The organism is Candidatus Krumholzibacteriota bacterium (assembly GCA_016931295.1).
Lineage (GTDB): Bacteria > Krumholzibacteriota > Krumholzibacteriia > Krumholzibacteriales > Krumholzibacteriaceae > JAFGEZ01.
Map to the genome: position 1 here is coordinate 40,448 of JAFGEZ010000029.1, position 23,551 is coordinate 63,998.

Genomic DNA, 23,551 nt, shown 5'->3' on the forward strand with positions numbered 1-23,551 from the left:
GACCGGCGCAGCGGGCCCTGCCCGGCGGGGCTAGAGGCCGAGCAGCGGCGGCAGCACCTCCTCGACGCGCGCGATCCCCCCGTCATCGATGTCGAGATGCGTGACCATCCGCATCGCGCCGTGCCCGATGTCGAGCGCGAGGATGCCCGCCCGCTCGAGCTCGGCACGCAGCGCCGCGACATCGAGGGAACCGTCGATCGATTCGAGAATCACCATGTTCGTTTCCACCGGGTTGCGCAGCTGCGCCAGCGGGCTCTTCTCGACGATCTCCCCGATCCGTTTCGCCCGCTCGTGGTCCTCGGCGAGCCGCTCGACGTTGCGCTCCATCGCAAGCAGGCAGGCCGCGGCCAGGATGCCCGCCTGCCGCATGCCGCCGCCGAGGCGTTTCCGCCACCGCCGCGCCGAGCTGATCGTCGCGGCGTCGGCGCAGAGAACGGAGCCGACCGGCGCCCCGAGCCCCTTGGAGAAGCAGAAATTGACCGAGTCGACGAGCGAGGTCCACGTTTCGAAGGGGATTCCCGTCGCCACGACGGCGTTCGCCAGGCGCGCCCCGTCGAGATGGAGCCGGAGGCCGCGCTCGCGCGCGAAGGTCGAGACCGCCTCGACCTCGTCGAGGGGATAGACCGTCCCGCCCGCCCGGTTGTGCGTGTTCTCGATCGCGACGAGCGAGGTCCGCGGGTGGTGTATGTTGTCCGGGCGCACCGCGCCGGGAAGCTCGTCGAGGGGCAGCCGCCCGCCCGCGCCGTCGGTCGTGTAGATCTGGAGACCGCCGATCGTCGCGGCGCCCCCCGCTTCGTAGTTGAAGATGTGGCAGTTGCGGTCGACGACGATCTCGTCGCCGGGGCGCGTCTGCGCGAGGAGCGCGAGCAGGTTCGCCATCGTGCCGCTCGGCACGTAGACGGCCGCCTCCATCCCGAAGAGGGCGGTCATGTGCGCCTCGAGCCTGCGGACCGTGGGATCGTCCCCGAGGACGTCGTCGCCGACGACGGCGGAGGAGATCGCCTCGCGCATACCGGGGCCGGGGCGGGTGACGGTGTCGCTTCTCAGATCGACGATCGGTGCGGGCATGAGACGTCGCCTTTCGTGGAACGGAAAAGACTGCCGGGCCGGCGTCCGGACAAACGGATATCCTGCAACGACGTGTGCAAGTGTACGGCGGAAGAGCCGTCTACGACTGGGCCACGAGCTCCTTGAGCTCCCTGGAGACCTTGAAGACGGGGACCTTGCGGTCGGGCACGGGAACGGGTTCGCCGGTGCGCGGGTTGCGCGCCATCCGGGCCTTGCGCTCCTTCACCTTGAACGTCCCGAAGCCGCGGATCTCGTAATGCTTGCCCTCGGCCAGCCCGTTGGAGATGCAGGCGAGGAACTTGTCGACCGCCTCCGCGACTTCCTTTTTCGTCAACCCTGTCCTGCTGGCGATGTTCTCGACGATCTCGGCCTTTGTCATCGGACCTTCCTCCTTAATATCAGCAGGATCACAATTCCTGTCCCGCGAACTGTACCGGTTATAACAAGTTACTAACGGAACGGCCCGAGGACTGTCAAGGGAATTTTCTCCTCCTTTTCGCGGGTCCCTCCGGGGCCGCGGCGGGGCGTCGCGACGGGGCGTCGCGGAAACCGCGGTCGAACGCCCCGGCGGGGCACGCGGGTTGTGAGCGGATACCCCCACGCGCCTCGGCGGCTGATTGCGGAACGCGTCTCGAACGTTGCAAACCCGCCTGTTTCGGGGGTATCGGCCCGGATCAGGCGAGGGCGCGACGAGGAATCATGAGGAATCCCGGGGAAGAGGCCCCGGACCTGGCGATCATGCAAAACACCGCGCCGGGCGCGGCGTTTCGGTATTTCCGGCACGGAGCGCCCCCGACATGGTACACCCCTTGCTGTTGTGTCGTGGTGCAGCGAGGTGGTCGCCGCCTTCACGAACCCGACCCTGCATCGCATCATCTCGCTGCGCTTTTCTTTGCCCCCTCCAGAACGGAACGCGTCCTGCGCGTTCCGTTCCGCATATACCCCCGGAGCGCTCCGGCGACCGCTACGGCAGATCGAGGAGCTTGTGGCACTGGGGGATGAGACGCACCTGCCGGCAATACCGGCCGGCGGCGAGAACCGAGCGCATCAGCGTCTCCGCGTCGGGCGACGTGCCGGGCGGTGAAGCGGGCTGCACGATGACGGGGATCTCCTCCCCCGCACGCGCGACGAGGCAGACCGCCTCGATGAACTCCGCCGCGTCGAACCCCGCCGTTACCACGATCTTGCAGAAGAGTCCGCGCCCGCGGAAGAGCGGCAGGACGCGCTCGTACGTCTCGAAGGCGCCGAACTCGCCCGAGAGGCCGGGAAGCTTGATGTCGAGAGAGACGATGTCGACGAGGGGCGCCGCGCAACGCGCCGCCTCCTCCTCGAGCCCGTTCGTCTCGAGATAGACCGGCACGCCCGTCTCCCGGAAATCCTCGAGGAAGGGAACGAGGAAATCGGGCTGCTCGAGCGGCTCGCCGCCGGTGACGCTGAGCGAGTGGAGCCCGGGTGTCGCCGCGACGAGCTCGTCGACGGCGAGACGCACCCGCTGCATGGCGACGGGATTCGGGAAACGCTTCTCGCCCCGCGGCCCGCGGATGATCGCGGCGTCCGGCCGATGGCGGAACCGGTTCGTGTCGCAGTAGGGGCACCGCCGTCGGCAGCCCGCCAGACGCAAAAACACCTGGAGCGCCCCCACCCACGGGCCCTCGCCCTGCACCGAACGGAAGAGCTCGGCCACGTATGCCGTCGCGGGCGTCGTCACGGCCGCCGCCCTTCCGCGCGCGGCCACCGGCCGTCGCTCGTCGCGCGAAACGGCGCGCGCGTCACGACGTTCCCCTGACCTTGCGCATGGCCGCCTCCACCCGCTCGCACTCGGCGGCGTAGCGACCCAGGACGAGACGGGCGAGCGCCGGCGGGTCGACGCCCAGTTCGGCCAGTCCGACGGCCGACACCGGCGCGCCCGCCGGATCGACGTTCACCCCGAGGTGGAACACGCAGGACGTCGGCGTTGCCGTGGCGATCGCGACGGTGAGCTTGCGCTCCCCGAGGAAGAGGTCGTCCCCATCCCGCCGGAGCCGGACACCCGGGGCGAGCTCCTCGATCCGGTCCCGCAGGATCTGAGCGAAGAGAAGCAGTCGCCAGTCGACCTCGCGCAGTGGAGCGCCGAAGTGCTCGCCGATGAAGTGGAGCATCCGTTTCGCGACGATCCGGTCGCCCGCCTCGCGGTCCTCGAGATCGACGAGTTGCTCGCCGGACACCTCGCAGGCGCCGAAGAAGGCGACGACACCGTCGCCGGCGATCCCGCCGCGGGCGCGCACGAAGTGGCTGCGCAACTGCGTGCCGTCGTAGTCGATGCCCTCGTCGAGCACGGCCGTCTCGACGAGTCGCCAGGTTGTGTTCTTCATCGCGACTCCTTCCGGAAACGGACGCGGCCGGCCGCCGGCGTCCCCTCGACGGCGCGCAGGAGCCGGCGGCAGGATTCGCAAACGCCGCACATCTCGTCCTCCCCGTCGTAGCAGCTCCAGACGATCTCCCAGGGCACGCCGAGCCGCACCCCCTCGCAAACGATCTCCCCCTTGTCCATCGCGATCGTCGGGCTCGCCACGGTTAGGTTGCACCGGACCCCCAGCGCGAGGGAGGCGTTGACCGCGTCGAGAAAGGCGGGGCCGTTGTCGGGGAAGGCCGCCGCCTCCTCGCGGTTGAATCCGACGATGATCGTTTCGAGGCCGCGGGCCGCGGCGACCGCGGCGGCGGCGTTCAGCATGATCCCGTTCCGGTTCTCGACCCAGACGGCCCGCGACGCCCCGCTCATCGGGTCGTCGAGGTCCGGCGCGGCGGGATGGGGCAGGGGCGCGCCCCCCTCGACGAGCGCCGAGGCGGAGAGTCGCCCGAGCCATGGCAGGTCGATCAGCTCGAAGGGGAGTGCGTAGTGCGCGGCGAGGCGCCGCGCGGCCGACAGTTCGGCGCGACGCGCCTTCTGGCCGTAGTCGAAGAAGAGGACGGCCGCCGCGATCCCGCGCTCCACGGCGAGGGCGAGCGAGACGGTCGAGTCGAGACCGCCCGAGACGAGCGCGAGCGCGCCCCGATTGCCCCGCTCAGCCCTCTTCACGGTATCGCACCATGTCGACCGGGGTCTCCCACAGTTCGACCTCGACGAGACGGCCGCGATCGAAGACGGCCTCCTCGTTCAGGACCCGGTAAATCTCCGCGGCGATCCGCTCGGAGGTCGGATCGACGCCCTCGAAGGGAGGCATGTCGTTGAGGTGGCGGTGGTCGAACCGCGGCAGGATCGCCGCCTCGAGTTGCCTGCGGAGTACGAGGAAATCGACGGTGAGGCCGGCGTCGTCGAGACGCTCGAACTCGTAGCTGACGCGCACGATCCAGTTGTGGCCGTGCAGCCGCCGGCAGTCCCCTTCGTGGTGCGAGAGGGAATGCGAGGCGGAGAACCCGATCTCCGTCGAGACGGTATAGCGCGCGCCCATGGCCCTCCATCCCCCTTTTCCGGTAAACCCGCCGTCGCACGCGAGTTATGCATAATGCAACCGGCGCCGTGACACCGGCGCGTCCGGACGGGGCCACTGTACATCCAAGTGCCCGGAAATGCAACGGTTAAAGGCTCGCCGAAAATGATCGCCCGTATGGTATGCATTTCGCTCGTTTTCCGGTGTCCGCGTGCTCAACCGGGCGATCATTCGACAATCGACATCGGGAATCGGGGAGACGACGTGTTCGAAACTCAGGAGAAGGTGCTTCGCAAGGTCTACCAGGACCGCGAGAAGGGCGACCTCGCGCGGGCCCGCCAGCGGGCGGTCGAGGGGCTCAGGAAATGGCCCGACGACTACGATCTCGCCGTCGAGGCGGTGCAGCTCTGTTTCGAGACGGAGGATTTCAACGAGGCGACCCGCCTGCTCAAGTCGGTGATGCGCCACCATCCGCGGGAGAAGGGCAACCTGCTCGATCTCACGCGCGAAACCTGCCTGCACACCTGGAATCCCGCGCTCGCGTGGTTCCTCCTCGAGGTGCTCGTCCGCGGTCGCGAGATCGACGCGGTGCGCGACCTGCTGCGCCGCGCCCCCGCCCCGCTGCCCGACGACCTGGCGAAACGGGCCCGGACGAGAAAACGCTCGCTCGAGGAGAACGGCCAGGGCCGGTCTCCCGGCTCGACGGACGCCGCGCTCCTCCTGGGACTCTGTCTCCTCGAGACCGGCCGCCACGCCGAGGCGGCGGCCGCCCTGGGGAGCGTCCTGCCGAAGGCGCCCGAGATCGCGCACGCCGTCGGGGAGATCCTCGTCGATCTCGAACGCGAGATCCCAGACGACGCGGAAACGAAATTCCACATCGGCCTCGCCTCGATCATCCTCGAGCATCCCGAAAAGGCCGAAACCCGGTTCTTCCAGTGCCTCGAGCTCGACGATCCGCCGCTCGACCGGCTCCGGAAGGTGCTGGAGGGGCATCCCTCGCCCTCTCCCGCGCACGATCTGCTCCTTGGCGAGACGCTCGTGCGTCTCGGCGAGACGGCGGCGGGCGTGGAGACGATCCGGCGCTTCGTCGAGGCCGCCGACGATGCGCCGCCGGACGGGGAGATCCACCGGCTTCTCACCGGCCGGGTCGGCCGCGCCGAGACGGCCGCCCGGCGGCTCGAGCTGCTCGCGGCCCGTTTCGACGCGACGATCGCCGTCGTCATGCTCTTCGCCGAAACGGCCGCGCGCATCGGCCTGGTCGCCGGGATCGTCGACGCGTTCGAGCGCTGCTACCTGCGCGACCGGTCGTGCGGCGAGGCAATCCTCCGGTGGATCGGGGAACGCGAGGAGATCCTTCTCACCGGCCCGGCGCAGCGGCTCATCGCCCGCATCCATCTCCATGACGGAGCCTGGGAGGCGGCCACCGCGGCCGTGCGGCGCTCTTTCGAGCTGGACCGCTCGCAGCTCGACGCGCTCGGCGGCATGGTCGACGAGGCGACCGCGTCGTCAGACGATCCGGCGCTGCGTCTTCTCGAGGCGGAACTCTGCGCGATGCGCGGCGACGCGGCGGAAGCCGAACGGATCGCCCGCGAGATGGAGGAGCGGGGATCGGCGGACAACGACGACCTGATGAAGATCACCGGGGCGATCCTGACGCACTGCGGCGTCAACATCGACACCGTCTCGGCCGCGGTCCAGGCCGCGATCCGCGGCGGCACGCCTGACGAGGCGCTTCCCTGGGTGCGCGAGTACATCCGGGCGGGCGGCGACCAGGAGGCCCTCGCCGAAGCGATCGCCGCGGCGGCCGACGGGCCCGGACGCTGGCCCGGCGCGGTTTCCCTCGTCGACGGGCTCGGCGACCTGGATCTCGCGCTTCCCCTGCGCATCCTCCAGGCGCGTGCGCACCTCGAGAGCGGCGCGGTCGAGCGGGCCGTCCTCGAATTCGACGGCATCATGCTTCGGAGCGCGGCCTTCCGCTTCGATCTCCTCGCCATCTACGAGGAGGCGCTCGCCCGCTTCGACGGCAACCCGACCCTGCACCTCGCCCTCTACCACCTGCATCTCGACGACGACAGGCCGGTCCAGGCGGCGCGCCACCTGTGCCGGACGCTCGAGCTCGATCCCGGACAGATCCGCGACGTCCTCGACCGTTTCAACGCCCTGGTCGAGGCGAATCCGACCGAACGCGGCCTCTGGGAAGAGATGCTCGCCGCGGCCGTACGGATGGGGCACGACGATCTCGCGCGCGAGACGCTCCGCCGCGCGGTCGCCTCGCTTCCCGAACCGGACGCGGCGGCGCTCCACATCTACGGCGCGCGCCTCTCGAGCGGCGACGGCGACAGCAGGGACGGCCTCCGCTGCATCGCGCTGGCCTTGACGGCCCCCGACGCCGACCTGCGGGCGGTCGAGACGGAGCTTGGGCGCGTCATCGAGCGCGAGCCGGAGAACGCGGAGGCGTCCTTCCTCCTCGGCGACTGCCTGCTGCGGATGGGCGACGAGAAACAGGCCGTCGGCTCCTTCGAACGATGCCTCGCCGTTTCGGGCGCCTTCCGGACGACGATCCGCGAGCGTCTCGAAGCGGCGCTCCCGCGGAGCGTCGAACCGTGGACGCTCTCGCGGCTCCTCGGCACGATCGCGCTGAACGACGGGAGGAGCGACGACGCGCGCAGGCTCTTCGCGGCGGCGCAGAACGGGCCGGCCGGCGAGATGGCCGCCCTCGGCGCCGATCTCGCCGCGGCGACCGGCCGCGCGCCGGACGACACCCGGCTCGCGCTTCTCTTCGCGAGAAACCGCGTGATCGAGAAACGCCCCGACGAGGCCGTGGCGATCCTCGAGCGTCTCGCCGGCGACGGCGGCGATCTCGACCGCCCCGCGGCCGGGATCCTCGACGAGCTGCTCGGCGTCATGCCCGATCATATCGCGGCCAACCGGCTGCTCGCGACGATCCGCCTGCGCGGCGGCGACGTCGAGGGATCGCTGGCGCCGGCGTTGCGCCTGCTCGAGCTCGAGAACGAACCGCCCGAGGCGATCGGGGAAGCGGTCGCTCCGTTCCTCGACGCGCTCGGCGGCGACCCGCGCTTCATCGTGCCGTGGGGACGGCTTCTCGCCCGCCGCGGCGACCACGGCGGGGCGATCAAGGCATTCAGGCGCGCCCTCGACATCGACACCGGATGCTGGGAACGCGTCCTCGCCGGTCTCGACGCGGCCTCGTGGCCGGAGACGATCGACGGCGAACGGCGCCTGCTGCGCGCCGACGCCCTCATCGCCGGCGGGCGCCACGAACCGGCCTTCGCCCTCCTCTCCGCCCCCGGCGCCGCGCGGGGCTGCGAGGCGAAGGAGATCTTCCGGCGGCTCGAGGCGCTCGTCGACGCGGCGCCCGAGCCCGCCCACTTCCCGTTCGGCGGACAGCTCCTCGCCAGAGCCGGGAAGATCGACGAGGCCGAGGCCTTCATGCGCCGCGGGATCGACATTCTCGGAAAGGAAAACGCCCTCGAAATCGAGATCGAGCTCGCCGAGATGCTCGAGGCGGCCGGCCGCGGCGAACGCGCCGCCGACATCTTCCGCGCGGTCCTCGGGAACGCGCCCGACCGTGCCGGTGTGCTCAAACGCATCGAGCGGTCCTCGACCGCCCGGCGCCGCCGGGAGATCGACGGCTGCGTCGGCCGACTCGCCGAACTGTCCGCCGACGAATCGGCGCGCCTCGCGCGCCTCGCCGTCGATTGCGGCGAAGCGGAGGCGGCGATGGAGATCGCCGCGGCGGCTTCTCTCGAGGGAGGCGTCCGCGCCGCGATCCTCGCGCGCGCGTACCTCTCCCTGGACCGGCCGCTTCTCGCGCTCGCCGCTGTCGGCGCGGCGGACAGGCGGGAGCGGCGCGGCGACGACATCGACGCCGAGCTCCTCTACATCGAGGGAGCGGCGAGCGAACGGATCGGCGACTGGCTGCGGGCCGCCTCGGCCTTCGGCAGGATCGCCGCCCTGCGCGGCGACTGGCTCGACGCCGTCGAGCGGGCCGGCAGGAACTACGCGAAGACGATAGAGATGACGGATGATGCGGCAGTACTTGAAAAGACGGGTGCGCTCGAACCCGTCGCGGCGGAAAGCGAGGATCGGTCATGAGAATCTGTCCGTTGATCACGCAGGCCTCCATACTCGAGGAGTCCGCGCGCGAACTGCTCGTCCGCGAGGCGGACGCCGGGGATCTCGAGGCGGCGCCCGAGACCATCGCCGACGGGGAGGAGGCCGCGGAGGATGACATCTTCCTCAACCCCGACACCGATATCGACGACGCCGGGGAAGAGCCGGCCGTCGACGAGGAAGAGACGGCCGACGGAACGAACGACACCCCGGTGCGGTTCATCGCCAAGTCCTTCCGCGGCGAGGTGGCCTGCCTCGGCGCGATGTGCCGCTTCCACGACGACGAGAACGGCGCCTGCCGCTTTGAGGCGATGATGGAGGCCGTCGCCGGCGAAACGAACGACAACGAGGTGCGTGCCGGGATCGAGGAGGTCCGCGCGGACATCGACAAGGCGTACGAATTCCAGAAGACGAGCACCGGCGACATCATCGGCCTCTTCAAGGAGATGGAGGAGCGCTGGAAGGAGATGCGCGAGGAGCTGAGCGGCGATATCGAACGCCGGCTCGGCGCCGTCGGCGACCTCATCGGCACGATCGCCGAGGACAACAAGCTGATCATCGAGAGCATCACCGACACGCTCGCCGAGAAGACCGAGGAGCTCGAGGGGCGGATCGAGTCCAGCGACGACAAGATGGAGAGCTTCCGCCGCGAGGTCTCCGAATGGAAGGGCGTGCTCGACAAGAATCTCGACGCGCTGGAGAAGGGTCTCGGCGACAACGAGCGGATCGTCCGCGATCTCTCGGAAAACCACGGCGAGATCGTCGAGATGGTCGAGAACCAGCGGAAGACGCTCCTCGAGGAGGAGCAGCGCCGCCAGGCGGCCGAGGCCAAGCGCCTCAACAACGCCGGCGTGATGGCCTACCACAACGGCCAGTACGAGAAAGCCCTCGAGCTTTTCGAGGCGGCGCTCGAAATCGATGCCGGCTTCACCGAGGCCCACAACAACCTCGGCCTCACCTACACCGAGATGGGCGACGAGGAGAAGGCGACCGAGGCCTTCCGGAAGGCCCTCGAGCTGAATCCCGACCTCGCCGCGACCTACAACAACCTCGGGTACGTCTTCTACCGCCTCGGCTCCTACACCGAGGCGATCGAGATGTACAACGAGGCGATCGGGCGGAGCAGGGACAACAGCTCGGCCTACACGAATCTCGGGAACGCTCTCTACAAGCTCGACCGGCTCGACGAGGCGATCGACGCGTGGGCGAAGGCCGTCGAGATCGACCCGTCCAACGAGAAGGCGAAACGCAACCTGAAGCGTTTCCACGCCGAATCGAGGCGCGACTGAACACGTCGCGCGGCCGCGACCGGTCCACGCCGCATACGGAACGGGGGAAGCGCGAGCGTCGCTTCCCCCGTGTCCGTCACAGCGATATGTGTCGCGTTCGCTAGACCCGTTTCACCTTCCGCGCATGGAGTCCCTTTTCCCCCTGCTCGACCTCGAACTCCACGTTGTCGCCCTCGCTCAGGGTGCGGAACCCTTCCCCCTGGATGTCCGAATAGTGCACGAAGATGTCCTGCCCGTCGGCTTCCTGCTTGATGAAGCCGTAACCCTTGTTCTCGTTGAACCACTTGACCTGACCGGTCGCCCCCACGTGTGACCTCCTATCGGAACGGTACGATACAACAGGGATCGCGCGGCCGCGAGACCGTACCCATCCCCACCGCTGTGGCCGCTGGAAAAACGGAAGACGCGGACACCGGAAAGGACGCCGGAATCTTACCACTTTCAGGGCCGATTACCGATTGTATCACGTCGCCCCGGGAAAATCAACAGAAATGCCATTGAAAACAGACAAGTTACAGATGCAGCCGGAATCGCGCGGGTTGGCACCGTTTTTGCGAATGCCCGGGTGTCACCATCCGACCGGGAAACGGAATTCGATGCAACGGCTGCAGATATCATATGACCGCGTGCTGCTCGAGCCGCGGGACTTCGATCCCGCCGCCTTCGACGCCGTGCTCCGCCGTTTCCTCGAGACGAGCGCGACGACGCCGCTCGTTGTCGAGGTCTTCAGCGCCGAGACGCAGCTGCTCGCCTTCCTCCGCGAGGGCCAGATCTACTGGACCGGCGCGAACGGAGGGGACCGCTTCGCGGGAATCACGATCCGGGATTTCTTCACGACGCTCCGCCGGACGCAGTTCCCGCGCATCGTCGTCTACGGGACGAGCCTTCTCCTCTACCACTCGCTCCTCGTCTACCTGCAGAAGAGCCCCGAACTCAAGGTCAGCTCCTCGCTCGTCGATCTCGAGGAGCTCCTCGACCGCGCCGAGGCCGAAAGCGCCGGCGCCCTGCTCACCGCGTCGCGGCCGGGGACGCTCGTGATGTACCGCTACGGCCGGGGCGGCGGCTCGTGCTTCGTCGACCGCGTCGACGCCAGGTTGCGCGAGGGGAATCCGCGCGAGGATTTCCTCGTCCGCGTCTACACGCTCTCGACCCACCGTCCGCTCGAGATACGGCTCTTCAACGATCTCGTGGTCACCCACGCAGAGGACGCCCGCCCGGTGCCCGAGGGATACGAGGGATCCGTCTCCTCCCTCTTCCTCCTCCAGCCGCCGCGTCTCGTCGTCCGCCTGAAGAACCGTCCGCTCAAGACCTACACGGTCACCGGGCGGGAGATCTCGATCGGCCGGCTGCCGGAGAACGACATCGTCATCGACAACCTCGGCGTGTCGCGCAGGCATGCCGTCATCCGCTCCACGCGGAGCGGCTACGTCGTCTGCGATCTCGGAAGCCGGAACGGCACCTCGCTGAACGGCGAGCCCATCGAGCGCGCGCCGGTCGCCGACGGCGACGTCATCCGGATCGGGAAGTACGACATCCTCTTCCAGAGGTCGACGGGCGAGGAGAACCCGCTCGAGGAACTCGACCGGACGATGATCGTGCCCTGTTTCCACGACCGCCCGGCGGAACGGTCCCGCGGCGAGTTCTCGGTGAGCTTTCCCCTCGACGCCCCGGCGCCCCGGCTCTACCGGCGCGACACGCACGAGGAGCACGTGCTCGGCAAGGACCGGCTGGTCATCGGGAAAAGCGCCGACGCGGACATCCGGGTGGGCGGCCTGCTGTCGCCGCGCCTGGCGGCGGAGATCACGCGCAACGGGGGCGACTGGGTGCTGAACCGCCTCTCGTCGCGGCGGAAAGTCAGCGTCAACGGCGAGGAGACCGACAACAAGGTCCTCGACGAGGAGGACCTGATCTCGATCGGCGCCGACGAATTCGTCTTCAAGAGGTGACGGGATGCGATACCTGGTCTTCTCCGACATCCACGGCAACGTCCAGGCCCTCGAGCGCATCGTCGAGGAGATCGACTCGCTGCGCCCCGACATCGTCGTCTCGCTCGGCGACGTGGTCGGCTACGGGGCCGACCCGGCGCGCTGCGTCGAGATCGTCGACGAGACGGCCGACATCCGCGTCGCCGGCAACCACGATCTCGCCGCCGTCGGCATCCAGAGCGTCGAGTCCTTCTCGCTCACGGCCCGCGAGGCGATCGGCTGGACGACGCGGCGTCTCGATCCTCCCCACCGCGCGGCGATCGAGCGGTTCGATCCGATCCGGCGGCACGACCGGTGTCTCTTCGCGCACGCCTCACCCGTCGCCCCGCTCGACTGGCCCTACATCAGCACCGTCGGGCAGGCGCGGGAGGCGCTCGACGCCTCGGCCGAACGATTCGTATTCGTCGGGCACACGCACGTCCCCGGCATCATCGCCCGGCGGCCGGACGGCGAATGCGCCGTCGTCGGCAACAACGTCGTCCAGGCGAAGCCGGGCGCGCGGTACCTGGTGAACGTCGGCAGCGTCGGACAGCCCCGCGACGGGAACGCGGCGGCCTGTTTCGCGCTGGTCGACACGAAGAAGGGGCGGATCTCGATCCGCCGGGTCGCCTACGACGTCGGATCGGCGCAGAACCGGATCCGGACGTCGGGGCTGCCGGAATCACTGGCCTCGAGACTGGCGGCGGCGCGATGAACGGCAACGAGCAGCGGAACTATCGTATCCTCGGCACGATCGCCTCGGGCGGGACGGCCGTCATCTACAAGGCCATCCAGACCTCCCTCGACCGCCCGGTCGTGGTCAAGCGGCTCCACCCGCATCTCACCGGCGACGCGCAGTTCACGCACCGGTTCGAGATGGAGGCGAAGGCGGCGGCGAGCCTCGACCACGAGAACATCGTCCGGATCATCGATTTCGGATCGACCCACGGCGAATACTACATCGTGATGGATTTCATCGAGGGGCGGAACCTCGGCGAGATCATCGAGCGGCACGGCCCGATCGATCCCGATCTCGCGCTGCTCCTGGCCCGCGAGATCTGTCTCGGCCTCGACCACGCGCACCAGCGCGGCATCATCCACCGCGACGTCAAGCCGGCCAACATCATGGTATCGAACGACGGCGCCGTCAAGATCACCGACTTCGGGCTGGCGAAGCTCCACCAGGCGCAGATCCGCCAGACCGTCGCCTCCACGATGCTCGGCACGCCGCTGTACATGTCGCCCGAACAGGCGATCGGCGACAACATCGACGGCCGCAGCGACATCTTCTCGCTGGGCACCGTCCTCTACGAGATGATGACCGGCGTGCAGCCGTTCCTCGCGGAGAACTACGCCGCCGTCATCTCGAACATCACGGGCGAAACGCCCCGCCGTCCCTCGGGGATCGTCGCGGCGATCGGTTCTGCCGCCGAGGAGGTCGTCATGAAGGCCCTCGAGCGGGAACCGGGCCGGCGCTACCGGACGGCCCTCGAGATGGCGCGCGCGATCGAGACGGCACTCGGCCCCGAACAGCTCGTCGGCTCGCGTGACCGGCTTCGCCGGCTCGTGACGGGGTGGCGCGAGCCCCAGTCCGACCGTATCCGCCCGGCCCGACCGAAGAAACGTCCCCGCCGGAAACGCGGGCGGTTCGCGCCGGCGGCCATTGCCGCCTGCCTCGCCCTCGCCGGCGCCTACCTCCTGTGGAGCGATCCCGGGCGGCTGGCGACGCTGCGCGAGCGCGTCGCGGCCCTCCGGGCCCCCGATCCCGGCGAGGCGGCGCCGAACCTCCTCATCGCCGGACCGGAGGCCTTCCCGTCGGCGGGCACGGCGTTCATTCCGGCCGATCCGCCGCCCGGCGACACGACCGGCGGCGGCGCCGACACGCCCGACACGACGACCGCGCGGCCCGCGGCGCCGGCGGCCGGCAAGAACGTCGAGAAGCCGGACGCCGGTCTTTCCGGGAAGATCGACGGCCCGCCCCCGGCGGAGGAGTTGGAGGCGGAGCCGGCGGCGAACGAGCCCCCCGCGGAGCCCGCGGCGGAGCAGGCGCCGGCCGCTGGGCTTCTCGAGATCGTCCTCGACGAGGCGGCCGCGATCATCGTCGACGGGGAGATCATCGCGCGGGGACGAGGCGTCGGACCGGTCGAGATCCCCGCCGGCGAGCACGAGCTCGTCTGCCGGACCGAGGGATTCCGCGAGTACCGGGAAAGGATCCTCGTGACGCGCGGCGAGCTGTCGCGTCGCCGGATCGACCTCGAGCAAATCACGGGGCGAATCGCCCTCTCGACCCTTCCCGGCGTGCAGGTCTACGTGGACGACGTCCTCGAGGGGACGACGCCCCTCGCCGGATTCCTCGTCCTCCCCGCCGGCGCGCACAAGGTCGAGTTGAAGAAGGCGGGATTCGGCACGTGGTCTCAGGGCGTCTTCGTTGCCCCCGACGAGACGATGCAGCTGCGCATCCAGCTCGTGCCGGCGAGAAACTAGCCGAGGATCTTCTCCACCGCGTCAACCACCATCCCCACGGTCACGCTGTCCACCGTGCCGTCCGGACCGCGCACCGCCACGACCGAGTCGACGGCCGGCTTCCACCGCGACGGGTCGGTCGGCCCGAACACCGCCACGCATCGCGCCCCCACCGCCCCGGCGACGTGCATCACGCCGGTGTCGTTGCACAGCACGAGGGCCGCGCGGCGCATCAATGCGCCGAGAAAGCCCACCGGCGGCCGTTCCACCGTCGCCGCAGGCGCGATCCCCGCCGCGAGGAGCCGCGCGAGGACCGGCGCGTCCACCGGTCCGCTCACGGCAACCACGCCGAGGCCGCGCGTCTCGCCCAGGCGGGTCGCGACCGCGGCGAACCGCTCGGGCGGCCAGATGTTCCGCCGCTTTCCCGCGCCCGGGTGGATCACGACGAAGGGGGAATCGCCGAGCCGTTCCCCGACGAACGCGGCCGCGGACGCCTCCTCCGCCGCCGTCGGCACGAGCAGCGGGGAGAGATCCGTCTCGTCGACGCCGATCGCCCGGAGGGAGAAGAGATTGCGCTCGCTCTCGTGCATGGGCTCGTTTTCCGGGGCGACGGGCAGCTCGACATTGTAGTAGCGCGAGGAGAGATCGTGCCCGAAGGGGGCGCTCGTCACGCCGATCCGCACGCGCGCCCCGCTCGCCGCGGCGAGAAGCATGCTCGTGACCGAGAAGGAGACCGACCCGAGGACGATCGCCACGTCGAATTGCCGGCGCCGGAGCTCGCGGACGAACCCGGCGAGCGCGAATGGATTGCGGTGACCGGCCTTCTTCGCGTAGACGAACACCTCGTCGACCCAGGGGTTGTTCAGCATGACGTCGGTGTTGATCGGCGCAGCGAGGAGGGAGATCCGCGCGCCGGGAAACCGTCGGCGCAGGCCGCGGAAGACGGGGCCGGCGAGGAGCATGTCGCCCATCTGGTTGTGCTGCCGGATGAGGAGCAGCCGGCGCACGTCGAGCTGATCGATCGCCGATGCGGGCACCGGCCTCGCGCCGGCGAAGGGGGCGAGCAGGCGTGCGAGAGCGATCTTGCCACGCTTCTCCAGTTTCCTGGTGTTCACCCGCACCGCCCGGGAACATGGAAAAAAAATGAAACTCTTCGGCCGTTTCGGCGTACCAACAACTGAGAGCGGATCATGCAACCCACCGTTAGTCCCTCCTTACCTCAGGGCGGCCTCCCCGGCCGCCCTCCTCTTCGTCAGGCGAGACGTTCCGGCAGCGTCTCGAGGATCCGCAGATAGCTGTCGTACCGCTCCGCGGCGATCGTCTTCGACGCGACCGCCTCCTTGACGGCGCAGCCCGGTTCGTGGCTGTGCGTGCAGGGGGAGAACCGGCACGAGTCGCGATGGATCTCGAAATCACGGAAGTATTCGTCGAGCGTCTGTTGCGAGACGCCCCAGATGCCGAATTCGCGGATGCCGGGCGAGTCGCCGAGCCATCCGCCCCCGGAGAGGCGGTGCAGCTCGAAGTGGGTGGTGGTGTGCCGTCCCTTCCCCGTCCGGTCGCTCACGTCCCCGATGCGCAGCTCCAGCCCCGGCTCGAGCGCCGCGACGATCGACGTCTTCCCGCTTCCCGAGGGACCGGCGAGGATCGAGATCCCCTCCTCGACGACGGCCCGCACCTCCTCGATCCCCTCCCCCGTGACGGCCGAGCAGCGAACGACGGCGTATCCCATTTCCGCGTAGACGGCGGGCGGCGGCCCGTCGCCGGCGGGGGCGAGATCGATCTTGTTCACGACGATGACCGGCTCCATCCCGCCGCATGCGGCGGCGACGAGCATCCGGTCGAGGAGCCTGCTGTTGAACGCGGGATCGCGCGCCGCCGTCACCACGAGCACACGGTCGAGATTCGCCCCGATCAGACGGTAGCGGCGCCGCTTCGCCGGATCCATGCGCACGAACCGCGTGCGACGCGGCTCGATCGAGACGACGAGACCGCCGGTCGCCCGTTCGCCGTCCGCCTCGCGGCGGACGCGGACGCGATCGCCGACGACGGGCAGGCTCTCCTCGGGGTCGTCGGCGAGGCGGAAACGCCCCCGCGGCGAGCACCGCAGTTCGCCGATTCCCGTCTCGACGACGTAATCGGCGCCCTGAATCCTGACGACGAGACCCTCTTCTTCGTCCGCCACGCGCCCTCCCCGAACATAGGTGTAATTACGGGTATTGCGAAAATCCGGAGCATGGTAATAAAAAATCGTTTACAAGAAAATGTCAAATTGTTATATCAGTCATAGTCTCGACCATGAAAGCAATGCCGAATATGGAAGCCGAAAAACTCATCACGTTCTTTGAAGACGATCTCTGCCTGTTTCACCTCCGCTCGAAGAAGAAGCTTTCCGTTCTTCAGGAGATGGTGAAACACCTCGCCGGCACGGGTCGCATCTCCGACGAAGCGTTCATCATGGAGATGCTGAAGAACCGCGAGAGCCTCGGCAGCACGGGGCTCGGGGACGGCGTCGCATTCCCCCACGGAAAATCGCTGGCCATCAAGGAACTCACCATCCTCTTCGGCCGATCCGCCGGCGGCGTCGACTTCGAATCGCTCGACGGGAAGCCGACGCAGGTCTTCTTCCTGATTTTGGCGCCCTCGGACAGGAGCGCGACCACCTATCTCGCCATCCTCAGCGAGCTCATCAACCTCGTCCAGAAACCGGACAAGCTCTCGCTGCTCTGCGACTGCACCGATTTCGAGACGCTCACGCAGATCCTCGGAGGGTAACCAGGGTTGAAGGAAGAATACCGCCTCCTCGTCGCGCTGCAGGACCTCGACATCATGATCCGCGAGATGCACGACGCGTCGACCACGCAGGAATTCGAGAACATGGGATTCAAGATTGAAGGCCTCGACGAGCTTACGCAGGCCCGCAGCGACCTGGCCGCGAAGATCCCGACCATGCTGCTCAACCGGTACGAGCGGCTCGCCGGACACTTCAAGGTGGCGATCCTGCCCGTGACGGGCGACAAGTGCCTCGGCTGCTTCGTCAAGCTGCCCACCTCCTTCTTCTCCGCCGCCCTCCGCACCGAACTGCTGACCTGCGAGAACTGCGGCCGGATGCTCTACATCCCCTGAGTTGTCTCCCACATTCTCCTTGCGCTCACGCCGCACCTCGGGTAAAGTAATTTTACCGGTCAAATTTCTTGTCATATCGCGGTGACGTGCGATGCAGAACAACAGTTACGAACAGGGATTCGTCTCCCGGTACGAGACCGGAGCGATCCTCGGCGACTACCCGCCGTGGCGCGGACTCGGCGTGACCGACACCCTGAGCGAGCGGCGGTTCCTCCTCTTCACCCTGCCTCCGCCCGACCACGTCTCGATCTCCGTCGAGGATCTCGCGATGCGCGATTCGCTCTTCGCTCGGGGGGGCGGCGCGATCGAGCCGGTCGTGGGGATACGCCGCAACAATCACAGCATCAACATCCTGCTGCCGCACGCCGAGCTGATTCCCCTCACGAAAGCCCTGCCCTCGATGCGATCGGCGACCGCCGCCCGCCTGCTCCGGCAGCTCGTCGAGGAGGTCCTGGGCCGGCTCGAGAGCGGGCTCACCTTCGACAACCTCGGCCTGGAATCCCTCGTCATCGTCGACGAATCCCTCCGCATCCTGCCGACGGCCTACCTGCTGCCGGCGACGTTGCTCGGCGAGATACTCGGCAGAGCGAACGAGCCGCGCGACCGGGTCGTCGCTGATCTCAAGGCCCTCGCCCGCATCGTCCGGATCGTCGCGCGCTATCTCGACGACGCGGCGGGCGTCGCCTGCCGCGCTGCGGCCAATCGCCTCGCCCGGCTCGGAGACGGCGCGGGACTCGACGAGATCGCCGGCGCGGTCTGCGGACTCGCCGACGCCGTCGGGGCGGAGACCCGTCCAACCGTGTTCGCGGGCCGCCGACCGCGTTTCGAGGCCGTCGGCCCGGCGATGGAGCGTTTCGAGGAGATCGCCCACCGCGCGGCGGCCGGCGAGCGACGGCTCGTCATCGTCCGCGGGAAGCCCGGCTCGGGCAAAAGCCGGTTCGCCTCGGAGGCCGCCCGTCGGCTCGTCGACGAGTGGGGCTTCACACGCGCCTTCCTCCCGGGCGACCAGGCACTCTACCGCACCGTCGAGGAAGCGGAGGCTCCCGAGGACTGCGACGTGGCGATCGTCGACGACCGCCACGGCGACCCCCTTTTGGGCGCCTGGCTCGTCGACCGCGTCGGCGCGGAGATCGACCGCTTCAAGCTCGTCGTCGTCGTGACCGGCGACGACACGGGACCGCTGCTCGCCGACACGCTGCACGACCTCGCCGACCGCAGGGAGATCCCGGTCGACGAGATCGAAATCCCCTCTTTCGACGGGGACGCCGTTCGCCGCATCCTCGGCGACCTCGTGCCCGCCGGGCGGCAGGAGGAGATCCTCGCGGACCTCGACCCGGCCGACCCCCTCTCCCTGCTCGCGACGGTCGCGCGCCTGCGCGCGGCGAAACGAACGGTCGGGGGCCGGGACGCGTCGTCCGTCCTCGACGCGCTCAACGGCGAGGAACGGTCGATCCTCACCTTCCTCTGCGTCTTCTCCTTCGAGATCCCGCTCTCGGTGCTTCTCGACGTCTACGAGGCTGAGGGGGACGGTATCTACGGCGTCCTGCACGAGCTCGTCTCCCTCGGCCTCGTCGAAACGCGCGCCGAGTACTCGGAGATGACCGGCGGCGATCTCGGCCTCGTCTACCGGCCGGCCGGCCGGCTCCTCGCCGGCGAGGTCCTCGAATCGATGCCGGAGGAGCGCCGCACGCAGCTCCACGAGAAGATCGCCCTCTTCCTCCGGGAGACCGGCACGGCGCCGATCGTCTACGGCTATTTCCATCTCGCCCGGGGCGGGCGGCTCCGCGAGGCGGCGCTGAACGGCTACGAGCTCTTCCAGCAGCTCCTCCAGCGCAAGCGGCTGAGCGCGGTGAATTACCTGAACGAGAGCTACATGGCCGCGGGGCTCGACCGGCATCTCCCCCCCGAGCTGCGTCTCAAGCTTCTCCTCGAGATCGGACAGTATTTCGCCCTCATCGGACGGATGGAATCCGCCGAGGCGCTCTACCGCAGCTGCCGGCAGGAGACGGAGGGAACGGCCCTCGCGGGCAACTTCCGCTCGCTCGCCGTCGAGGCGGCGCGGCGCGAATGCGAGATACTCGAGAAGAAGGGGGAATTCCTCAGGGCGGAGACGCTCCTCGAGGAGGCCCTCGAGTTGCACGGCGACCACATCCTCGCGCACGAGCGCTCCAAGCTCTACAACGACCTCGCCTGGGTGCACTATCGCCTCGGGCATTTCGACCGTTCGTGGGAGAACTGCCTGCTCGTCCTCAAGCTCCTCGAGAAGAAGCAGCATCCCTGCGAGGTCGCGCAGGCCTACAACCTCATGGGCGCAATCAACTGGAACCGCAGCAAGTACGAGGAAGCGATCCAGTGCCACAACCGTTGCCTGGCGCTGCGCGAGGAGACGCACGACGACCTGGGCGTTGCGGCGAGCTACAACAACCTCGGCCTCGTCTACCGGTCGATGGGCAAGGTGCAGCAAGCCATCGAGAGCTTCCGGGCGAGCATGGAGATCAAACGGCGCAGCAACAACCTCAACGGCCTCGCCGCGGCCCACCTCAACATCGCCCTCACCTTCCTCGACATGGAGCGCTTCGACGAGGCGGAGGAGAACTGCAGCGCGGCGATCCGGCTCGCCGAGGACACGGGCAACCAGCAGCTCCTCGCCGAGACCTACGGAACGATGGGCGAGACGGCGTTCCGCCGGGGCAATCTCGAGGAGGCGCGAGATTTCTTCTTCCGCGATCTCCACATCTGCCAAAAGACGAGCTCGCTCCGCGAGCAGGCCGTCGTCTTCCGCCGGCTCGGCGAGCTGAGCCTCCGGGAGGGAAAGATCACCGAGACGGCCGAGCTCCTCAACCAGGCGCGGGCGCTGAATCTCCGGATCGGCTCCCGCCTCGAGGCGGCCCTCCTCAACCTCCTCGAGGGACGGATCCAGCTCGCCCGCGGAAAGCGCGCGCAGGGCCGCCAGCTCCTCGAGGGAACGGGCATCGAGCTTTCGCTGCTCGGCCGCAAGGCCGTCGCCGCGTCGATCACCGCGGAGATCGGCGAGATGTGCCTCGAGGAGGGGAACGAGCCGCTGGCGCGCGAGTACCTGATGCGGGCCACCTCGCTCGTCGGCGAGAGCGAGACGGTCCCCCGCCGGATCCAGGAGTTCCGCGAGGCGATCGAGCGGCGGAGCCCCCTCTCGGTCGGGCAGATCGACGACGACTCCTCGCGTCTCCGCATACTCTGCTGGGTGATCTCGCTGATGCGCACGATCCACGACGCCGCCTCGCTGCACGAGACGATCACCGAGACGGTGCGCATGATCACCGGGATGGAGCGAGCCGCGCTCATCCTGCAGGACGAGGGAGGCGATTCCTTCCGGATCGTCGCCGCCACCGGGGGATTCGACGAGGGTGCCGTCCTCACCGACCGGAACGTCACCTCGATCCTGAAGATCGCCCGGCAACTGGGATATCCCCTCGACACGTCGCGGACGCACATCCCCGAGGGGCGCTTGACCGGCCACTTCCTCAAGGCGCACCGGAGCATCATCTGCATCCCCCTGTGGATCCGCGACGAGGTGACCGGCTTCCTCTACCTCGATTCGCCGAAGACGGGGCTCGGCTCGAGCGACGACGACCACGTCTTCCTCGTCGCCTTCAGCCAGGAGGTGGCTCTCGGCCTCGAGCGGATCCTGCTGGCCGAGCGGATCACCGAGATCGAGCGGCGCGGCGCCGCCGTCCCGCCCCCGCCCGCCGCCGACACGGCGAAAAGCCGGCAGCAGGACATCATCATCGTCTCCCCCGCCATGCGCGGGATCGTCGACCTGATCGACCAGGTCAAGGACATGGACACGACGGTCCTTCTCATCGGCCCGAACGGCACGGGCAAGGACACGATCGCCAAGATGGTCCACCGGGCGAGCGCGCGCCGTGACAAGCCGTTCGTCGCGATCAACGTGGCGGCGATCCCGCACGACCTCCTCGAGAGCCAGCTCTTCGGCCACGAGAAGGGGGCCTTCACCGGTGCCCACCGCCAGAAGGTGGGCCACTTCGAGGTGGCAAGCAGCGGGACGATCTTTCTCAACGAGATCGGCGACCTCCCCCTCACGCTGCAACCGAAGCTCCTGCGCGTGCTCGAGGAGCAGAAATTCTACCGCGTCGGGGCGACGCGTGAGATCGAGACGCACGCCCGCATCATCGCCGCCACCAACCAGGATCTGCTGCGTCTCGTCAAGGAGGGCAAGTTCCGCGAGGATCTCTACTACCGGATCAACATCTTCCCCATCCGCGTCCCGTCGCTCCACGAGAGGCTCGAGGACATCGCGCCCCTCGCCGAACACTTCTTGACGACCTTCTGCCGCCTGTACAATATTCCGAAAAAGCGTTTCAGCCCCGAGGCGATGGCGTACCTGCTCGCCTACGACTGGCCGGGAAACGTGCGCGAACTGGAGAACCTCGTCATCCGGCTCTCGATCAAGACCCGGAGCGACACGATCCTCCCCGAGCACCTTCCCGAGGAGATCATACGGGGCACGGAGACGCTCATCGCGCGGAGCGAGGCGGACATCGAGACGGCTGTCGCGCGGGTGATCGAGGCGACGCAGTCGATGAAGGGCCAGCCGATCCTCCCGAAGCTCGAGGGGATCATCTGCGGCAAGATGGTGGAGTTCGCCGGCGACAACAAGACCAAGGCCGCGAAGCTCCTCGGGATATCGAAACCGACGCTCTACGCCAAGCTCAAGAACTGGGAAAAGAACCGCTGAACGACCCGGCCGATCCGTCCACGGGGACCTGAACGCCGCGGGCCGGAACGCACGACTGGAGATCATGAGAAGAGCACCAGGCAGTCCGCGATTCAACTTCATCCGCCCCGGCCTCGCCTTGCTGGCGATCCTCCTCGCCGTCTACATCCCCCTCAGGATCTACCTCGCGACGAGCGATCAGCCCGACGTGCCGCCGGGGACATCGATCAGCCTCTTCGTGACGACCGACCTGGCCGGCTACCGCGAACCCTGCGGGTGAAAGGCCGATCGCTATTCCGGGATGGCCCGGTGGGCCGCCCTCATCCGCGACCGCCAGAACGAGCGCCCGACGATCCTTCTCGACGGCGGCAACTTCTCCTTCGCACGCCGTACCAACTACCAGGAGACGAAGGAGCGCTTCTTCTTCCGCGGCATGGAACTGATGCGCTACGACGCGGTCGGGATCGGCGGCAACGAGATCGCCATGGGCCGCGAACGGCTGATCGAGACGGCCGACCGGTACGACATCCCCCTCACCTCGGCGAACATCGTCGACCGGCGCGGCGACGGAACCCTCGGCGAACCCTTCATCGTGATCGAGGTCGGCGGCAGGCGGACGATCCTCGGCCGACGGGACGCCGTCCGCGTCGGCGTCTTCAGCCTCGCCCTGCCCACCGAGATCTACGACGTCGACGAGAAGGTGCAATCGCTCTACACGGTGAATCGTCCCGAGATCGCCGCCCTCGAGACCGTCTCGAAACTGCGCGAGCGCGGCTGCAGCGTCATCGTGGCAATGAGCCGCCTCGGCTGGGAACGGAGCGTGGAACTGGCCGGGCAGGTGCCGGGGATCGACGTGCTCATCAACAGCCCCCGTGCGCATCAGGGCACCTACGCCGAGCGGGCGGGCGGCGCTTTCGTCGTGGATACGGGCATCCACCGCGCCTCCTTCACCGAGATCGTCCTCGCCTTCCAGGGGGACTCCCTCCAGGCGAAGGCGATCGATCTCGGGCGCGTACTCCTCGACTACGAGGGGTACGAGCCGCTGCAGGAACTGGAAAAGACCTTCGGGAACGAGATGCGCGCCCTCGGGGCGATGGGATACTGACGGAGGAGGCGGCATGCGGCTCGCGACGCTCGCGCGGTGGATCGACGATACCCTCGACATCGGCGCCTTCGGCGCCGACTCGTCCCTGAACGGCCTCCAGGTGGAGGGCCGAAGGGAGGTCAGGCGCGTCGCGACGGCCGTCGACGCCTGCGAGGAGACGATCCGGCGCGCGGCGCGCGCGCGGGTCGACCTCATCGTCGTGCACCACGGACTCTTCTGGGGACCGGCCGTGCCCATCGTCGGCTTCATGGCCCGGCGCCTCCGCCGGCTCCTCGCCAACGGCA

General features: G+C 68.5%; 20 protein-coding genes. 11 read left to right on the forward strand and 9 right to left on the reverse strand.

All coding sequences use genetic code 11. The features are described from left to right. Nucleotides 1-30: 30 nt before the first annotated feature. From ltaE to JW876_07475, 6 genes are all read right to left on the reverse strand, one after another. Nucleotides 31-1,068 (reverse strand): low-specificity L-threonine aldolase, encoded by a 1,038-nt coding sequence (ltaE, locus tag JW876_07450; GenBank protein MBN1885339.1) that lies wholly within the window; start codon nucleotides 1,066-1,068, stop codon nucleotides 31-33. 100 nt (nucleotides 1,069-1,168) lie between these two features. Beyond that, nucleotides 1,169-1,447, reverse strand: coding sequence for an integration host factor subunit beta (locus tag JW876_07455; GenBank protein ID MBN1885340.1), 279 nt, complete (start codon nucleotides 1,445-1,447; stop codon nucleotides 1,169-1,171). A gap of 585 nt (nucleotides 1,448-2,032) precedes the next feature. Further along, nucleotides 2,033-2,776 (reverse strand): 7-carboxy-7-deazaguanine synthase QueE, encoded by a 744-nt coding sequence (locus JW876_07460; protein ID MBN1885341.1) that lies wholly within the window; start codon nucleotides 2,774-2,776, stop codon nucleotides 2,033-2,035. A 61-nt stretch (nucleotides 2,777-2,837) separates the two neighbouring features. After that, nucleotides 2,838-3,419 carry a DUF366 family protein gene (locus JW876_07465; GenBank protein MBN1885342.1) on the reverse strand — a complete coding sequence of 194 codons (582 nt, stop codon included), beginning with the start codon at nucleotides 3,417-3,419 and terminating at the stop codon, nucleotides 2,838-2,840. Next, a complete protein-coding gene (queC, locus tag JW876_07470) occupies nucleotides 3,416-4,123 on the reverse strand; it encodes a 7-cyano-7-deazaguanine synthase QueC (GenBank protein ID MBN1885343.1) in 708 nt (235 codons plus the stop codon). The genes JW876_07465 and queC overlap by 4 nt, the downstream gene beginning before the upstream one ends. Continuing rightward, nucleotides 4,110-4,496, reverse strand: coding sequence for a 6-carboxytetrahydropterin synthase (locus JW876_07475; GenBank protein MBN1885344.1), 387 nt, complete (start codon nucleotides 4,494-4,496; stop codon nucleotides 4,110-4,112). Before JW876_07475 ends, queC begins: the two co-directional genes overlap by 14 nt. A 243-nt stretch (nucleotides 4,497-4,739) precedes the next feature. Here JW876_07475 and JW876_07480 point away from each other — a divergent pair, with 243 nt between their 5' ends. Next, complete coding sequence (locus JW876_07480; GenBank protein MBN1885345.1) at nucleotides 4,740-8,591, forward strand: tetratricopeptide repeat protein; 3,852 nt, start codon at nucleotides 4,740-4,742, stop codon at nucleotides 8,589-8,591. Next, nucleotides 8,588-9,898 carry a tetratricopeptide repeat protein gene (locus JW876_07485; GenBank protein MBN1885346.1) on the forward strand — a complete coding sequence of 437 codons (1,311 nt, stop codon included), beginning with the start codon at nucleotides 8,588-8,590 and terminating at the stop codon, nucleotides 9,896-9,898. The genes JW876_07480 and JW876_07485 overlap by 4 nt, the downstream gene beginning before the upstream one ends. Before the next feature lie 100 nt (nucleotides 9,899-9,998). Here the strand turns inward: JW876_07485 and JW876_07490 are convergent, their stop codons facing one another. After that, nucleotides 9,999-10,205, reverse strand: a complete 207-nt coding sequence (locus JW876_07490; protein ID MBN1885347.1) for a cold shock domain-containing protein — start codon at nucleotides 10,203-10,205, stop codon at nucleotides 9,999-10,001. 730 nt (nucleotides 10,206-10,935) lie between these two features. Between JW876_07490 and JW876_07495 the strand changes: the two genes are divergently transcribed. Genes JW876_07495 through JW876_07505 form a run of 3 tightly spaced genes read left to right on the forward strand, consistent with a single transcriptional unit; the run spans nucleotide 10,936 to nucleotide 14,346 of the window. Next, nucleotides 10,936-11,844, forward strand: coding sequence for an FHA domain-containing protein (locus JW876_07495; protein MBN1885348.1), 909 nt, complete (start codon nucleotides 10,936-10,938; stop codon nucleotides 11,842-11,844). Between the two features lie 4 nt (nucleotides 11,845-11,848). Continuing rightward, a complete protein-coding gene (locus JW876_07500; protein MBN1885349.1) occupies nucleotides 11,849-12,577 on the forward strand; it encodes a metallophosphoesterase family protein in 729 nt (242 codons plus the stop codon). Continuing rightward, nucleotides 12,574-14,346, forward strand: a complete 1,773-nt coding sequence (locus JW876_07505; GenBank protein ID MBN1885350.1) for a serine/threonine protein kinase — start codon at nucleotides 12,574-12,576, stop codon at nucleotides 14,344-14,346. The genes JW876_07500 and JW876_07505 overlap by 4 nt, the downstream gene beginning before the upstream one ends. Here JW876_07505 and JW876_07510 read toward each other — a convergent pair. After that, complete coding sequence (locus JW876_07510) at nucleotides 14,343-15,440, reverse strand: glycosyltransferase family 9 protein (protein MBN1885351.1); 1,098 nt, start codon at nucleotides 15,438-15,440, stop codon at nucleotides 14,343-14,345. The genes JW876_07505 and JW876_07510 overlap by 4 nt on opposite strands. Nucleotides 15,441-15,577: 137 nt before the next feature. Beyond that, complete coding sequence (gene rsgA / locus JW876_07515; protein ID MBN1885352.1) at nucleotides 15,578-16,507, reverse strand: ribosome small subunit-dependent GTPase A; 930 nt, start codon at nucleotides 16,505-16,507, stop codon at nucleotides 15,578-15,580. Between the two features lie 131 nt (nucleotides 16,508-16,638). Here rsgA and JW876_07520 point away from each other — a divergent pair, with 131 nt between their 5' ends. The 6 genes from JW876_07520 to JW876_07545 form a co-directional block, all read left to right on the forward strand. Further along, nucleotides 16,639-17,097 carry a PTS sugar transporter subunit IIA gene (locus JW876_07520; protein ID MBN1885353.1) on the forward strand — a complete coding sequence of 153 codons (459 nt, stop codon included), beginning with the start codon at nucleotides 16,639-16,641 and terminating at the stop codon, nucleotides 17,095-17,097. Between the two features lie 6 nt (nucleotides 17,098-17,103). Further along, a complete protein-coding gene (locus JW876_07525) occupies nucleotides 17,104-17,448 on the forward strand; it encodes a hypothetical protein (protein MBN1885354.1) in 345 nt (114 codons plus the stop codon). Nucleotides 17,449-17,539: 91 nt separating this feature from the next. Continuing rightward, complete coding sequence (locus JW876_07530) at nucleotides 17,540-22,183, forward strand: sigma 54-interacting transcriptional regulator (GenBank protein MBN1885355.1); 4,644 nt, start codon at nucleotides 17,540-17,542, stop codon at nucleotides 22,181-22,183. 64 nt (nucleotides 22,184-22,247) lie between these two features. Beyond that, complete coding sequence (locus JW876_07535; GenBank protein MBN1885356.1) at nucleotides 22,248-22,442, forward strand: hypothetical protein; 195 nt, start codon at nucleotides 22,248-22,250, stop codon at nucleotides 22,440-22,442. A gap of 21 nt (nucleotides 22,443-22,463) precedes the next feature. Beyond that, the gene (locus JW876_07540) at nucleotides 22,464-23,267 is read left to right on the forward strand and encodes a hypothetical protein (GenBank protein MBN1885357.1); all 804 of its coding nucleotides are present in this window, start codon (nucleotides 22,464-22,466) and stop codon (nucleotides 23,265-23,267) included. A gap of 13 nt (nucleotides 23,268-23,280) precedes the next feature. Then, on the forward strand, nucleotides 23,281-23,551 hold a 271-nt coding region (locus JW876_07545; GenBank protein MBN1885358.1), incomplete at its 3' end, for a Nif3-like dinuclear metal center hexameric protein.